This window comes from Bacillus clarus (genome assembly GCF_000746925.1).
Classification (GTDB): Bacteria; Bacillota; Bacilli; order Bacillales; family Bacillaceae_G; genus Bacillus_A; species Bacillus_A clarus.
The window spans coordinates 742,391-756,197 of the sequence record NZ_JMQC01000008.1 but is presented as its reverse complement, the minus strand read 5'-3'; the positions used below and the strand labels follow the sequence as shown (position 1 = coordinate 756,197).

Annotated in this window: 15 protein-coding genes and 1 pseudogene; 8 read left to right on the top strand and 8 right to left on the bottom strand. The window is 33.8% G+C overall.

Going from position 1 to position 13,807, the window contains the following annotated elements:
• Positions 1–92 precede the first annotated feature (92 nt).
• From pnp to DJ93_RS04530, 4 genes are all read left to right on the top strand, one after another.
• Positions 93–2,246, top strand: coding sequence for a polyribonucleotide nucleotidyltransferase (pnp, locus tag DJ93_RS04545; protein WP_042979388.1), 2,154 nt, complete (start codon positions 93–95; stop codon positions 2,244–2,246).
• Between the two features lie 160 nt (positions 2,247–2,406).
• The gene (locus tag DJ93_RS04540) at positions 2,407–3,306 is read left to right on the top strand and encodes a polysaccharide deacetylase family protein (protein ID WP_042979387.1); all 900 of its coding nucleotides are present in this window, start codon (positions 2,407–2,409) and stop codon (positions 3,304–3,306) included.
• Between the two features lie 86 nt (positions 3,307–3,392).
• A complete protein-coding gene (locus DJ93_RS04535; protein WP_042979386.1) occupies positions 3,393–4,631 on the top strand; it encodes a M16 family metallopeptidase in 1,239 nt (412 codons plus the stop codon).
• A 171-nt stretch (positions 4,632–4,802) separates the two neighbouring features.
• Positions 4,803–5,036 (top strand): YlmC/YmxH family sporulation protein, encoded by a 234-nt coding sequence (locus DJ93_RS04530; RefSeq protein WP_042979385.1) that lies wholly within the window; start codon positions 4,803–4,805, stop codon positions 5,034–5,036.
• 27 nt (positions 5,037–5,063) lie between these two features.
• Here DJ93_RS04530 and DJ93_RS30065 read toward each other — a convergent pair whose 3' ends face one another.
• From DJ93_RS30065 to DJ93_RS34775, 3 genes are all read right to left on the bottom strand, one after another.
• The gene (locus DJ93_RS30065) at positions 5,064–5,249 is read right to left on the bottom strand and encodes a YjcZ family sporulation protein (protein WP_080743348.1); all 186 of its coding nucleotides are present in this window, start codon (positions 5,247–5,249) and stop codon (positions 5,064–5,066) included.
• Positions 5,250–5,766: 517 nt separating this feature from the next.
• Positions 5,767–5,892: a YjcZ family sporulation protein gene (locus tag DJ93_RS30055; RefSeq protein ID WP_080743347.1), complete on the bottom strand. Its 126-nt coding sequence runs from the start codon at positions 5,890–5,892 to the stop codon at positions 5,767–5,769.
• Positions 5,893–5,933: 41 nt separating this feature from the next.
• Positions 5,934–6,008 (bottom strand): YjcZ family sporulation protein, encoded by a 75-nt coding sequence (locus DJ93_RS34775; RefSeq protein ID WP_181969274.1) that lies wholly within the window; start codon positions 6,006–6,008, stop codon positions 5,934–5,936.
• Between the two features lie 357 nt (positions 6,009–6,365).
• On the opposite strand from DJ93_RS34775, the gene dpaA reads away from it, so the two are divergent.
• The gene (gene dpaA, locus DJ93_RS04525) at positions 6,366–7,268 is read left to right on the top strand and encodes a dipicolinic acid synthetase subunit A (protein WP_042979384.1); all 903 of its coding nucleotides are present in this window, start codon (positions 6,366–6,368) and stop codon (positions 7,266–7,268) included.
• Positions 7,265–7,690 (top strand): annotated as a pseudogene (gene dpaB / locus DJ93_RS04520) (dipicolinate synthase subunit B); the annotation flags it as partial. The gene dpaA and the pseudogene dpaB, both read left to right, overlap by 4 nt.
• Positions 7,691–7,722: 32 nt before the next feature.
• On the opposite strand, the gene DJ93_RS04515 reads toward dpaB, so the two are convergent.
• From DJ93_RS04515 to DJ93_RS04495, 5 genes are all read right to left on the bottom strand, one after another.
• Positions 7,723–9,270, bottom strand: coding sequence for a recombinase family protein (locus DJ93_RS04515; RefSeq protein WP_042979383.1), 1,548 nt, complete (start codon positions 9,268–9,270; stop codon positions 7,723–7,725).
• Between the two features lie 183 nt (positions 9,271–9,453).
• Positions 9,454–9,981 carry an ImmA/IrrE family metallo-endopeptidase gene (locus tag DJ93_RS04510; protein WP_042979382.1) on the bottom strand — a complete coding sequence of 176 codons (528 nt, stop codon included), beginning with the start codon at positions 9,979–9,981 and terminating at the stop codon, positions 9,454–9,456.
• Between the two features lie 87 nt (positions 9,982–10,068).
• Positions 10,069–10,386, bottom strand: a complete 318-nt coding sequence (locus DJ93_RS04505) for a hypothetical protein (protein WP_042979381.1) — start codon at positions 10,384–10,386, stop codon at positions 10,069–10,071.
• Positions 10,387–10,404: 18 nt separating this feature from the next.
• Positions 10,405–12,384 carry a DEAD/DEAH box helicase gene (locus DJ93_RS04500; protein ID WP_042979380.1) on the bottom strand — a complete coding sequence of 660 codons (1,980 nt, stop codon included), beginning with the start codon at positions 12,382–12,384 and terminating at the stop codon, positions 10,405–10,407.
• Between the two features lie 352 nt (positions 12,385–12,736).
• Entirely contained in the window at positions 12,737–13,099 is a 363-nt protein-coding gene (locus tag DJ93_RS04495) for a helix-turn-helix domain-containing protein (protein WP_042979378.1), read from the bottom strand.
• 162 nt (positions 13,100–13,261) lie between these two features.
• Between DJ93_RS04495 and DJ93_RS04490 the strand changes: the two genes are divergently transcribed.
• Entirely contained in the window at positions 13,262–13,480 is a 219-nt protein-coding gene (locus DJ93_RS04490) for a helix-turn-helix domain-containing protein (RefSeq protein WP_042979377.1), read from the top strand.
• A gap of 63 nt (positions 13,481–13,543) precedes the next feature.
• Positions 13,544–13,792, top strand: coding sequence for a hypothetical protein (locus DJ93_RS04485; RefSeq protein ID WP_042979376.1), 249 nt, complete (start codon positions 13,544–13,546; stop codon positions 13,790–13,792).
• Positions 13,793–13,807 lie beyond the last annotated feature (15 nt).

Below are 13,807 nucleotides of genomic sequence, written 5' to 3'. Positions count from 1 at the left end.
TTAATTTTCGGCAATACTAGAGGAAGAATATTGTGATATACTATCCATTTACATAGAAGAATTGAATATTTTAAATTGAGAGGGGTACTTAAATGAGTCAAGAAAAGCAAGTCTTCTCGATAGATTTAGCTGGTCGTCAGCTAACAATTGAAACAAGTCAGCTTGCAAAACAAGCAAACGGAGCAGTATTAGTAAGATATGGCGACACAGCAGTTCTATCTACAGCAACTGCATCAAAAGAGCCAAAAAATGTAGATTTCTTCCCGCTTACAGTAAACTATGAAGAGCGTTTATATGCAGTTGGAAAAATCCCAGGCGGTTTTATTAAGCGTGAAGGCCGTCCGAGTGAAAAAGCGATTTTAGCAAGTCGTTTAATTGACCGTCCAATTCGTCCACTTTTCGCAGATGGTTTCCGTAACGAAGTGCAAGTTGTCAGCATCGTAATGAGTGTTGATCAAGATTGTTCTTCTGAGATGGCAGCTATGCTTGGTTCTTCATTAGCATTATCGATTTCAGATATTCCATTTGAAGGTCCAATCGCAGGTGCAACAGTTGGTCGTATTAATGGCGAATTCGTTATTAATCCAACAGTAGAACAGCAAGAACAAAGTGATATTCACCTTGTTGTAGCTGGTACGAAAGATGCAATTAACATGGTTGAAGCAGGGGCAGATCAAGTACCTGAAGAAACGATGTTAGAAGCAATCATGTTTGGTCATGAAGAAATCAAACGTTTAATTGCTTTCCAAGAAGAGATTGTACAAGCTGTAGGTAAAGCGAAAACAGAAGTACAACTTTATGAGGTTGATGCTGATCTTAATCAAGCTGTACGTGAAATGGCTGAGAAAGATATGCATTCAGCAATTCAAGTGCATGAAAAACATGCACGTGAAGATGCAATTAACGAAGTGAAAAAGCGTGTAATTGAGCATTATGAAGAGCAAGAAGTTGATGCTGACACATTAGGACAAGTAAATGAGATTCTATATAAAATTGTAAAAGAAGAAGTACGTCGTCTTATTACAGTTGAAAAGATCCGCCCAGATGGACGTAAAGGTGACGAAATTCGTCCGTTAGCATCAGAGGTTGGTATTTTATCTCGTACACACGGTTCTGGTCTATTCACACGTGGACAAACGCAAGCATTAAGTATTTGTACATTAGGCGCACTAGGCGATGTGCAAATTTTAGACGGTCTTGGTGTAGAGGAATCAAAACGCTTTATGCACCATTATAATTTCCCATCATTTAGTGTTGGTGAAACAAGACCAATGCGTGGACCAGGTCGTCGTGAAATTGGTCACGGTGCACTAGGAGAACGTGCTCTTGAGCCTGTAATTCCATCTGAAAAAGATTTCCCATATACAGTTCGTCTTGTATCTGAAGTTTTAGAATCTAACGGTTCTACTTCACAAGCAAGTATTTGCGGTAGCACATTAGCAATGATGGATGCGGGTGTACCACTTAAAGCACCAGTTGCTGGTATTGCAATGGGTCTAGTGAAATCTGGTGAACATTACACAATCTTAACAGATATTCAAGGTATGGAAGATCATTTAGGTGATATGGACTTTAAAGTAGCAGGTACAGCAAAAGGTGTAACTGCGCTGCAAATGGACATTAAAATCGATGGTTTATCTCGTGAGATTTTAGAAGAAGCATTACAACAAGCGAAAGTTGGTCGTATGCACATTCTAGACCATATGTTATCTGTTATTGCTGAGCCTCGTACTGAGTTATCTGCGTATGCTCCAAAGATTATCACAATGACAATTAATCCAGATAAAATTCGCGATGTTATTGGACCAAGTGGTAAACAAATCAATAAGATTATTGAAGAAACTGGTGTTAAAATTGATATCGAGCAAGATGGTACAGTATTCATTTCATCAATTGATCAAGAAATGAATGAAAAAGCGAAGAAGATTATTGAAGATATCGTTCGCGAAGTACAAGTAGGCGAAATCTACTTAGGAAAAGTAAAACGTATTGAAAAATTCGGTGCTTTCGTTGAATTATTCAGCGGTAAAGATGGACTTGTTCACATTTCTGAACTTGCACTTGAGCGAGTAGGTAAAGTAGAGGACATTGTGAAGATCGGTGATGAGATTTCAGTTAAAGTTATTGAGATTGACAAACAAGGTCGTGTAAACTTATCTAGAAAAGTATTGCTAAAAGAAGAGCAAGAAAAAGAAGCTGCGAAAGAAGAAGCTTCAAAAGAAGAAAATACACAAGAACAAAACTAAGTGAAAAGCCAGAATATCTGGCTTTTTTTGTTATATAAAATAAAATAAGAATATAGATTTTTATAGTCGGATAGGTATAGTTTTCATCATAACGCTCAAATTAACAAAGATAAGAAGAAAATGGTTTTTCTCGTTTTGGATTGTTAATGGGAGGATGTATATGAAAACACGTATATTTGCAAGTATAGCTATATTCTTTTTTTGTATAGGGTTATGTTCGTATGCAGTGATAGCGCAAGATAGTTTATATGAAGAAATTCAAAAGCGGGCAAAGGAGTATAGGATTGCTCCGCAAAATGCAGTGATCGATAAAATTTGGAAAGCAACGCCAGGATATAATGGGAAAGAAATTGATATAGAGGCATCGTATAATAATATGAAGAAGCTAGGGGAGTTTAATCAGAAACAGCTTGTATTTCGAGAAATATCACCTAGTGTTCATTTAGAGGACTTATCTCCATCTCCAATTTACCGTGGACATCCGAATAAGAAAATGGTCGGATTAACAATAAACGTAGCTTGGGGAAATGAGTACTTACCTCGTATATTAGAGACGTTAAAAAAGCATGATGTGAAGGCGACATTTTTTTTAGAAGGACGTTGGGTAAAAGAAAATTTACGATTTGCGAAAATGATTGTAGAGGCGGAACAAGAAGTAGGGAATCATTCTTACACGCATCCAGATATGAAGACCTTATCTACAAATGAAATACGGGAACAATTACAAAAGACGAATCAAATTATAGAGGCAGCTACGAATCAAAAGGTAAAATGGTTTGCGCCACCAAGTGGAAGCTTTCGAGATGAAGTGGTAAAAGTTGCAGACGACTTTAAAATGGGGACAATTATGTGGACTGTAGATACAATTGATTGGAAACGCCCTGATCCAGGCGTACTTTTGCAGAGGGTTATGGGAAAAATACATCCTGGGGCTATCGTATTAATGCATCCTACTTCGTCAGCAACAGAAGCATTAGATACGATGATTAGAAAATTGAAGGAACAAGGATATAAAGTGGGGAATATTACTGAATTATTAGATGAAAAACGAGTGGATTAAATACATTTGCATGACATTCTTGACTAAACTTGTTATCATTAAATAATAGCAATTATTTAGAGAAACTGGCAGTAGGAGGAAAGTTTTTGATTAAAAAATATACTTGTAAAAATGGTGTAAGAATCGTTATGGAGAATATACCAACTGTGCGTTCAGTTGCAATTGGTATATGGATTCATGCAGGTTCAAGAAATGAAAATGAGAAAAATAATGGGGTTTCGCATTTTTTAGAGCACATGTTTTTTAAAGGGACAGAGACGCGTAGTGCAAGAGAAATTGCAGAATCATTCGATAGTATTGGTGGGCAAGTAAATGCCTTTACTTCAAAAGAATATACATGCTACTATGCGAAAGTATTGGATGAGCACGCGAAATATGCTTTAGATGTTTTAGCAGATATGTTCTTTAACTCTACATTTGATGAGGAAGAATTAAAAAAAGAGAAGAATGTTGTATTTGAAGAAATCAAAATGTATGAAGATACACCGGATGATATTGTGCACGACATGTTAACGAAAGCAACATATGAAACACATCCACTTGGATATCCGATTTTAGGAACGGAAGAAACTCTTGAAACGTTTACAGGTGATACGTTACGTCAATATATAAAAGATCACTATACGCCTGAAAATGTAGTTGTATCGATTGCTGGAAATATTGATGAAGCATTTGTGCAAACAGTGGAGCAATATTTCGGTAGTTACGAAGGAACAACAAATCGTGAACAAGTACATAGCCCAATTTACCACTTTAATAAAGTTGCACGTAAGAAGGAAACAGAACAAGCTCATTTATGCCTAGGTTACAAAGGACTACAAATGGGGCATGAAGATATTTATAACTTAATTGTGTTAAATAACATTTTAGGCGGTAGTATGAGTAGTCGTTTATTCCAAGAAGTGCGTGAACAACGTGGTTTAGCTTATTCTGTATTCTCTTACCATTCTTCTTATGAAGATACAGGTATGTTAACACTTTATGGTGGAACTGGTAGCCAACAATTAGATACGCTGTATGAAACAATGCAAGAAACGTTAGAGACATTGAAAAATACAGGTATTACAGAAAAAGAACTGGTTAATAGTAAAGAGCAGTTAAAAGGCAACTTAATGCTAAGTTTAGAAAGTACGAATAGCCGTATGAGTCGTAACGGGAAAAATGAGCTGCTTCTTCGAAAACATCGTTCTCTTGATGAAATTATTGAGAGTGTAAACACTGTATCGAAAACAGATGTAGACACGTTGATTCGCAACATGTTTACAAATGAGTTTTCTGCGGCACTTATTAGTCCAGATGGTAAGTTGCCAAAAGGAATGAAATAAATAAAAATAACCGTATCTCATACAAAAGAGATACGGTTATTTTTATGGAAGAATGCATAGAAATAGTTGGTTAAAAAGTAACATGATATTTCAGTTATTTTTTTGAGACATGTAGAATAGGTACTTATTATAGAGTGTTTGCTCATAATAGTTTGATTAGGAGGAATTCCCATGCGTTTAAGTGAATTAAGCGGAAAAGAAATTGTAGATCTTGAAAGAGCGGAAAAAATGGGGGTTTTAGGCCATGCGGATTTAGAAATTAATGAGAGAGACGGGAAAATTCAAGCACTTATTATCCCTGTTGGCAAATGGGGTGGATTTAAAAGAGAACAGCAAGAAGTTAGGGTAGAGTGGAGCCGAATTAAGAAGATTGGGCATGATATGATTCTTTTTGATTTCGAATAAGTAGTAAGTATATTATAAAATTATACTTTAAGATAATATAAATGATTTTGTCCTAATATTGCGCCCTAAGGAGTATAAAGATAAAATGGTATTATATAGGTTTTTAGAAAAACCAGGATCTATTGGATCTACAGTACAAGAAGCCCTCACAATAATAAGAAGAATAAATAAGACTATCATTAAAGTGAAGGAATTATAATAATTATTGCTCATTCCCCCCCTTTTTTTGTTTGATATTCATGAGAATAGGATTATCTAAATATTAATTATAAATTAGATTAACTTTACTTTTCGTCGGTGTTTTTTTCTGATTTCGTATTATTATTAAAAAAATTATCTGCTAAATTAAGTAATTTATTTCCACCTTCACTATTTAAAATATTCATTAAAATTCCGGATCCTTAAATTTATTTAATAGTGTTTGTATAAATGCATATTTGGAAATATATAGTAATTCTATCTAATTTATGTGTATATTGAAATAAGGGATATTAATTTGGAATGGAAAAGAGACTTGAGATTTAGAATTTTGTTTTTGTACTTTAGTTACTTTTTTTTGAATAGGTGAAACTTGACATGAAATATTTTTAGGGAAATACGGGCTAGATTCCATTTTTTCTCTTTTCGCAATGAACATATTTTTTAAAAAAACATATATTAATTGAGGATTGCCTCACATTATGTGAAGCAATCCTATTAGTTAACTTTAAAGGTGTAACAGAAATATCACTTAATAACCACCACCCCAGCAGCTTGCTCCAATAATAATAAGCAGAATAAATAACACGATTAATAAAGCGAAGCCGCCATAACCACCACAGCCATATCCATATCCATGCCCTTTTTTTTCAGTCAAGAGATTCCCCTCCGTTCTATACAAGAATGAGTTTCATAAAACTAAGGAATCGAAGTAGCATCAACAATAACAAGCAAAATAAATAATACGACTATTAAAGCAAATTCACAGCCGATCCAGATCGTTTATCTGAGAAACTCTCCTAAAAAGTTCTAATATATAGCTGAAAATGAAAGTAAGCTAACATATGAGAACTAGTTTTGGTAGTACAAACGATTTGTGCTTGCTTGTCAATACATTGTTAACATATGTAAGAGCTAGTAGATGGTTGTGTGCTTTTATACTGAATTTTCTATGAAGAGGACAAGTGTCATTAATCAATTATAAAAACTCAATATTGAAAAATATTCATATATTAAAGTTTTCCATTTGAAATCAATCACCCAAAGCTTATACATTACATACGCTATGGAGGAAAAAGAAAAAGTAGGCACTTTTCTTATAAATGAAAGAAAAAGAAGGTGAATTAGGGAATGTTGACTGAGATGCATATTGCTGTCATAGGCGGAGATGCAAGGCAGCTAGAGGTAATTCGTAAGTTAGTTGAACTTGATGCGAAACTTTCATTAATAGGGTTTGATCAGCTAGATCATGGCTTCACAGGTGCAGCGAAAGAAAGTATACAAGATTTAGACTTCACTTCCTTAGATGCAATTATTTTACCAGTAGCAGGAACGAATGCAAAAGGAGAAGTAGATACTATTTTTTCGAATGAGAAAGTTTCCATAACGAAAGAACAGATTGAAAAAACCCCAGAAAACTTTACTATATACTCAGGTATTGGCACACCTTACTTGGAAAATCTCATATCTACTACGAATCGAAAGCTTGTAAAGCTATTTGATCGTGATGACGTTGCAATCTATAATTCTATTCCGACAGTAGAAGGTACATTAATGATGGTGATCCAACATACCGACTATACAATTCATGGATCAAATGTAATGGTTTTAGGATTTGGTAGAACAGGAATGAGCGTAGCAAGAGCATTTCAATCATTAGGAGCACATGTTAAAGTTGGAGCGAGACGTTCGGAACATATTGCTCGTATTACCGAAATGATGTTTTCTCCTTTTCAAATGCAGGATATTGAGAAAGAAGTAAGTAATATTGATATTGTTATAAATACAATTCCACACCTCGTTGTAACAGCAAGTGTAATTTCACGGATGCCAGCCCATACATTAGTGATTGACTTAGCTTCTAAGCCAGGTGGTACAGATTTTCGTTATGCGGAGAAGAGAGGTGTGAAAGCATTATTAGCACCAGGTCTTCCTGGAATTGTTGCACCGAAAACAGCAGGACAAATTTTAGCGAATGTTCTTTCTCAGTTATTAACAGCAGATGCGATTGCGAAGGAGGAGGATGGGAAATGAGTTTGAAAGGAAAACGAATTGGTTTTGGTTTTACAGGTTCACATTGTACGTATGAAGAAGTTATGCCGCATTTAGAGAAGTTAATTGCAGAAGGTGCGGAAGTACGACCAGTTGTTTCATATACGGTACAATCAACAAATACTAGATTTGGTGAAGGTGCAGAGTGGATTAAGAAGATTGAAGAAATAACAGGATATAAAGCAATTAATTCTATCGTTGGAGCAGAACCACTCGGCCCGAAAATCCCGTTAGATTGCATGGTAATCGCTCCTTTAACAGGAAATTCAATGAGTAAATTTGCAAATGCAATGACAGATTCCCCTGTATTAATGGCTGCAAAAGCAACCTTAAGAAATGGAAAGCCTGTCGTGTTAGCAGTATCAACGAATGATGCTCTTGGTCTTAATGGAGTTAATCTAATTACACCAACAAGGTGACGACAAAGCGTGAACGCTTATATGTCGCCATCTTGAGGGAGCTTAGGGTAAAGCACAAGTTCGAAATCATCAAGTCTTTGCCATTTTTCCTTCTTGTAAACAGCCTTTTCTAAAACTGACTTTAGGAGGCTATTTTTCTTTTTCGGATCATCTGTTTTGAAGTATAGATCAAGAACGTGCTCAACTTGAGGAATTGTATCTTTCTTTACTTTTTCCTTTTTTATTTCTGTTTTAATTCCTTTCTTTAACTTCTCCATCGTTGAAGTAATTTCATTAATACGATCGGAAACTACATTAGAACGCTCTAAAAACATATCGACAGTGTAAACGCCACGCTCTAATAAATCATGTAAATTATTTTTTTGTTTTTGGACATCCACTAATTCTTTTTCAAGTTTTCGTAATGAAGCTTCATTCATTTGAATAACTTGTGTTTCTTTCAATTTATCATCTTGCTTATGTTTTTCGAAATCAGCTTTATAATTGATGTACCATTCTTTTAAAGCTTCGAGTAAACGCTTCTCAATTAACTCAGTATAGCTTGATTTGTTTTCGCAGCCACGGTGTTTACAATCCATAGCTTCCTTTCGATTTTTCGGATAACGTTGGACCATACTGTAACCACATTTACCACATTTAATAATGCCAGCAAGAGGATTTTTTATTCCGTTCGTATTGTAAGGAACGTGATATCTTGAATTTAATTTTTCTTGTACTGTTTCAAACAAGCTTTCTGAGAGGATAGGCTCATGCTTTCCATTAGCAATAATCCATTCTGATTTATCTTGCCGTGCACAACTACGTTTCACAGCATCAGGACGTTTTACTTCTTTTCGTTTTTGCCATGTTACTTTTCCGATGTATACATTGTTTTTTAATATATCCAAGATACTATAGGGGTTCCATTCATTCCCTAACTTACTTTTGTAGCCAAGATCATTTAACTTACTCCTAATTGCACTTGCACCCATATCCTCATTTGCATACCAATCAAATATCATCCTTACGACAGAAGCTTCTTCTGAATTAATCATTAGCGTACGCTCTCGCTTATTTAAACGGTGGATATCATAACCGTATGGTGCATGGGTACCAAGGTAATTACCAGCCTCTACACTTGCGACACGACCACGTTGCATACGACGTGTAATAATCTTTAATTCCTTACGTGCCATAAACGCTTCAAATTCACTGTATTCTTCATCCCACTCATCGTTGAGGTCATAAGTTTTCCTAGGTGTCATAATCTTCGTATTGGATCGTTTAAACGTCTCTAAAATGATTCCTTGCTCTTTCATACCACCACGACCTAAACGGTCCATATCCATACAAAGAACAACATCATATTTGTTATCTTCAATTTCTTCAAGTAGTGCTAACATTTCCGGACGTTTTACTAAGCTCTCACCAGAAACAATTTCCTCACGGACAGATAAAATATTTAAGTTCATTTCCTTGGCAATTTTCAGCAGGGTAGAGCGGTGTTTTGCTAAAGTTTCTCCTTCACCACGTGCTTCAGCTTCGAGATCGGCACGGGATTTTCTCAGGTAGATTGCAGTTTTCATAATATAGAAACCTCCTCATTTATAAAATTATACGAACTGTAATGTATAGAAAGAAGTAAATAATTACTGAAAAAATTTTCTAATAGTAGAGTTTCTATTCCTGTAATTGTTATCAATCGCTTTTCGAGAATCTCTATATTTTTATGTAAGATAAACTTGCTTTGAAAAAGGGATTAAATAAATTTAGGGTGTAGTTAGACATGCGCTGGAAAATCCTTTTTGTAAATGGCTAGCTAATAATTGATTTTCATAATGTAACAAGCGTTTATGTGCGATTTCAGATGATACATTAAAGGTTTTTGCAATCAGGTAAATTGCTTCCACTCTTGTATCAGGGAAATCTATTTTTCTTAACATAAAAGTTGGTACACAAAATTGCAACATGAAATTTTGTGCTTTTGTTTCTTGGTAATCTATAAAAGTTTTCGGTATATGTAGTTGATTACCTGCATGAAATAGAATATGACAAAGTTCATGTCCAAAATCTTCCCATTGATGGTGAAATGATTTTCGACTATCAATAATAATACTAGGTAAATCATTTCTGTATATAGCACGACTTCCGAAAGGTGCAAAATGTAACCAAACATTTAATTTTTCGGAAATCCTTACCATATCGATCTCTTCAGGTAAAAAAATAGAAACTGATTGATATAATTTTTTGATGAAATCTTCAATTTGTGTTGTGTAGTAGGGCTTTGTTTTATGCATATCATATCACTCCATAGATAAAATACGAACGTAAGTTCTAATTATAACAAAAAAAGAAAAGTCTGGAAAAGACTTTTCTTTTTTTGTTTAAGAAACACATAACTCATGTGTGTTTAATTTTGTAAGATACTCATTTAAGGTTTTTCGAGAAAAGATGGTGTAAACATCATAGGAAGTTATTAGTTTCCAAGTGATAAGTAAATCATCTTTATAAATTAGTTCTTCAACGGTTTTGGTTAAACCCTCAACATAGCTAGTTGTGATATTGACAGTCAGGTACCCGTTTGTACCTGTTTGATAAGATACATCGAGTAGTTTTCCGCCTTTTTTGATATTGCTAGCTATTAAATCAAGATAATGCATACCTTGATAAATAAGGCTCCTTTCTGTATTACATTGTATCATTTCGGATTCCTCCTAGTACTATTTTTGACCGTATTGGGTAAAGTAGTAGTCTAATTTTTCTAAGAAACGTTTTTTTGCAACTGCAAAATCTTCAGGTAAATATGAGCTGAAATGTTTTTTTGTTGTACGATATAATCCTTGTTTAAAGTTTCTTACAATATATCCTATATTATTTATACGGTCATTATCAATACTATTTTCTTTCTCGTATAGCTCAAATCCTTCTTTTTCTAGAACGGATGTTCTGAAAAAGGCATCCAGTTTTGAGTGCATCCATGTTGTAAAATCTTTACGAATTGTTTCGGATAGTATTAATTTTTGATATTCATCAAATGATCTATTATGCTGTTCTTGAGTTGTTGATTCTATATTTTGAATAAGAAGATTTGCTTGATCTTTATCAATTAAACCGTCACGTTCCATCTCATTTATTTTCTCAATTTTTTCTTGCAGTAGTTGCTGTTCTTCAATAATCAAATTATAGGTAGCATGTTTAAATTGTTCATATCCATTTGTTGTAAATGAATCTTGTGCACCTAATCCGTTAGATGAATATGAACTTACCGATCCAATTTGAACAGTAATAGGATTTGGGTCTAAATCAGCGGAATGAATTTTTCCGAGTACCGGTTCTTTTTCTATAAACCCTATTTCATCAAAGGCAAAAGACATTTGTTGCGAAATTTCTTCAACTTGTTTTTTAAATTTTTCACCATATTCTTCTTGTGATTTGTAGTAATACCAAAGTTTTTCAAGTCCAAGTTCCTGATGATACACGACATTACAGAAATTATTTACAGTATTGTGTTCTTGTCCATGAATTCTTCTTAAGCCACGACCTATAGCTTGTGCGTAAGGGGAGAGCGTTTTAAATGGTCTGAAAATAGACACTATAGAAATATTAGGATTATCGTAGCCTTCGCCTAACATTTGGATACTAACCATAACGTCATATTGGCCATTTGCAAAATCATTTAAGCGAATTTCTATTTGTTCTGGAGATAATCTACTACTTACATAAGTGCATGAAAGGCCACAATCTTCAAACCAATTTGTAACTAATTGAGCGTGTTCATCATTACATGTAATTGCTAAAACTTGATGTTTTGGATAGCTTTTTCTTTTTAATTCTAAAATCTCTTTTGTGTGATTAATTACTTGTTTAGAGCATGCTTCATCCATTGCGATGGTTCTATTAACCCAGTCGTTTCCTAGTTTTCTTTTAGCTTCTTCTAATGAGTAATTCTGACCACTTTTCGGATCATGAAAGTTTAATTTTCCAGGTATTCCTTCGGCTTTTACAACATTTTTTAGTAAACCATCTTCAATCGCTTCAGCTAAAGTATATTCAAAAATTGGATCATATTCATGAGTAGAAATTTTTAAATTATCACTACGGAAGGGTGTAGCAGTTAGTTTAATAATTTTTGATGCGTTAAAATAATCTAAAGTTTTTTGCCACATATCAGCTGCAGCATGATGTGCTTCGTCGATAATAATCATGTCAAAAAAATTAGAATCTACTAACTCTTTTAAATTAACGTCTTCACTACTACCAATAATTTTATGGATATTGGTGATTACAATATCTGAAAGGTTTAATTTTCTTAGGGTTTGTTGTTTAGCTTCTTCATCTTTACTGTTAAATCCTTGATATAAGTAACTTTTTGGGAATTTACTTCTATCAAGAATAACTTTTCTTTTATACCAAAATGTATCTTCTGGATTTGTAATTGAGTCAAATTCCTTAAATACGGTTTTTCGGACAATTTTCCCAGGAGTGATAATTAAAACCCGTCCGTTACTTAATCCAAAAGGTAGCATTGCCATAACACCAGTTTTTCCAGAGCCAGTAGGCATTACAATTAAGCTTTCCCTATATTTGAAGTCTGAGAACTCTTCATAATGTGAAATGGCTGCTTGATAAGCATCAATTTGTGGTGAATATAGATTCGGATTCCCTTGAATTAATGGTTTTGTCGTTTGAAAAATGCTCATTTATTTCATCCTTTCTTTTGGTAAAGTATAATGATTTTATATTAAAAATTTACAAAAAATTAAATGGAGAACTAGATTATAGATAGAATAACAAATAGCAAACTAAAATTATGTATTTTAGGGATTATTAACCATGATAATGCAAATAAAAAAACGCAATAAGCGTAGAGGTTACTAGATTAAAAAGAAAATAAATTGATGTATTTATATAGATGATGAATTTAGAACTAGAACTGCAAATTAAGTTGTAAATTATTTATTACAACTCAATTTGCAATTTATTAACTATAGTCAATGAATAGCTCAAAAAAAATACGCATTTAAAATTGCATTTATTATATACCCTATTCAATTAACGCTGTTTATCCCCAATTTTACGATTTTTTTCTTTATCCTTAATAAAATCCCAAAATTGTTTAAGCTCTTCCTGTTTTTCAGGAGAAGCATCTTTAATATCTTTGAACCATATACCTAGCTCAGGGTCTAATAGGGGATTATAGGTACTAATGTCTTTTTGAGTAACATTTCTACCTAAAAGATAGTCAGTTGAAACCTCAAAGAAATCAGCAAACTTATTTAAAGTTTCATAATCAGGCTTTCTGTTCCCATTTTCATAACCCGATATTGTTGATTCAGCAAGATTTAATTTTTGACCTAACTCTTTCATAGTTAGATTATTTTTTTTTCTTAATTTGCGTAAGTTCTCTCCAATCATAGGAATCCTCCTATTCATCTTCTAAGTTTAATTATACTTTGCAAATTGCAAAAGTTGAAATGAATTGGTAAAAACTTTGCAAAATGCGTTGACACTTTGCGAAGTGAGTAGTATATTTTGATTATCAACACAAAGTGCAAAGTTTTAGGCGGTGATAATGAAATGGATGGCCCAAAAGAAATTCGTATGGAATTGGGGATTAGTATTGAAGAAGCTGCAAGGAAACTTAATATTTCAGGCGGATATCTATCACAAATTGAAAATGGACAAAGGCAAATTAGCGCAGAGAGAGCTGATCAAATAGCAAAGTTATACGGAAAGAGAAAAGAAGATATTTTTTTACCTACTCGCTATTCAGTTTGCAAAGTTTTAAAGCGATAAAGATTTAAGTATTGGTACGTTAATGAAAAAAATAAGGTCTGATTAATGAAAGAGGGTGATTAAATGTCGTCATTTCAAATGGCAGTACCAACAGATCCGTCGCATAAACATATAAAAAGCACTTCAAGAGGTGACACCATGAGCCAACAAGAAGAATATGCGGCGACTTATGAATTTGGAAAAACGAAAGTCCATGTTGTGGCTCCTGAGCCAAAATCACAAAAGGATATTGATAAAATCCGTCAAGCATATTATAAGGCTGGTTGGGCCATCATCAAAGAAATACAAGTGAAAGAAAACATTGAGGAATAGCTCCTCTCTTTTTAC

What these genes read in the sequence shown, in the direction of transcription:
- DJ93_RS04495 (WP_042979378.1), bottom strand. Translation starts at nt 13,099, where the DNA reads ATGATTGGAGAGAACTTACGCAAATTAAGAAAAAAAAATAATCTAACT.
- DJ93_RS04510 (WP_042979382.1), bottom strand. Translation starts at nt 9,981, where the DNA reads ATGCATAAAACAAAGCCCTACTACACAACACAAATTGAAGATTTCATC.
- DJ93_RS30065 (WP_080743348.1), bottom strand. Translation starts at nt 5,249, where the DNA reads ATGAGCAATAATTATTATAATTCCTTCACTTTAATGATAGTCTTATTT.
- DJ93_RS04490 (WP_042979377.1), top strand. Translation starts at nt 13,262, where the DNA reads ATGGATGGCCCAAAAGAAATTCGTATGGAATTGGGGATTAGTATTGAA.
- DJ93_RS04515 (WP_042979383.1), bottom strand. Translation starts at nt 9,270, where the DNA reads ATGAAAACTGCAATCTACCTGAGAAAATCCCGTGCCGATCTCGAAGCT.
- DJ93_RS04530 (WP_042979385.1), top strand. Translation starts at nt 4,803, where the DNA reads ATGCGTTTAAGTGAATTAAGCGGAAAAGAAATTGTAGATCTTGAAAGA.
- DJ93_RS04485 (WP_042979376.1), top strand. Translation starts at nt 13,544, where the DNA reads ATGTCGTCATTTCAAATGGCAGTACCAACAGATCCGTCGCATAAACAT.
- DJ93_RS04505 (WP_042979381.1), bottom strand. Translation starts at nt 10,386, where the DNA reads ATGATACAATGTAATACAGAAAGGAGCCTTATTTATCAAGGTATGCAT.
- DJ93_RS04500 (WP_042979380.1), bottom strand. Translation starts at nt 12,384, where the DNA reads ATGAGCATTTTTCAAACGACAAAACCATTAATTCAAGGGAATCCGAAT.
- pnp (WP_042979388.1), top strand. Translation starts at nt 93, where the DNA reads ATGAGTCAAGAAAAGCAAGTCTTCTCGATAGATTTAGCTGGTCGTCAG.
- dpaA (WP_042979384.1), top strand. Translation starts at nt 6,366, where the DNA reads ATGTTGACTGAGATGCATATTGCTGTCATAGGCGGAGATGCAAGGCAG.
- DJ93_RS04540 (WP_042979387.1), top strand. Translation starts at nt 2,407, where the DNA reads ATGAAAACACGTATATTTGCAAGTATAGCTATATTCTTTTTTTGTATA.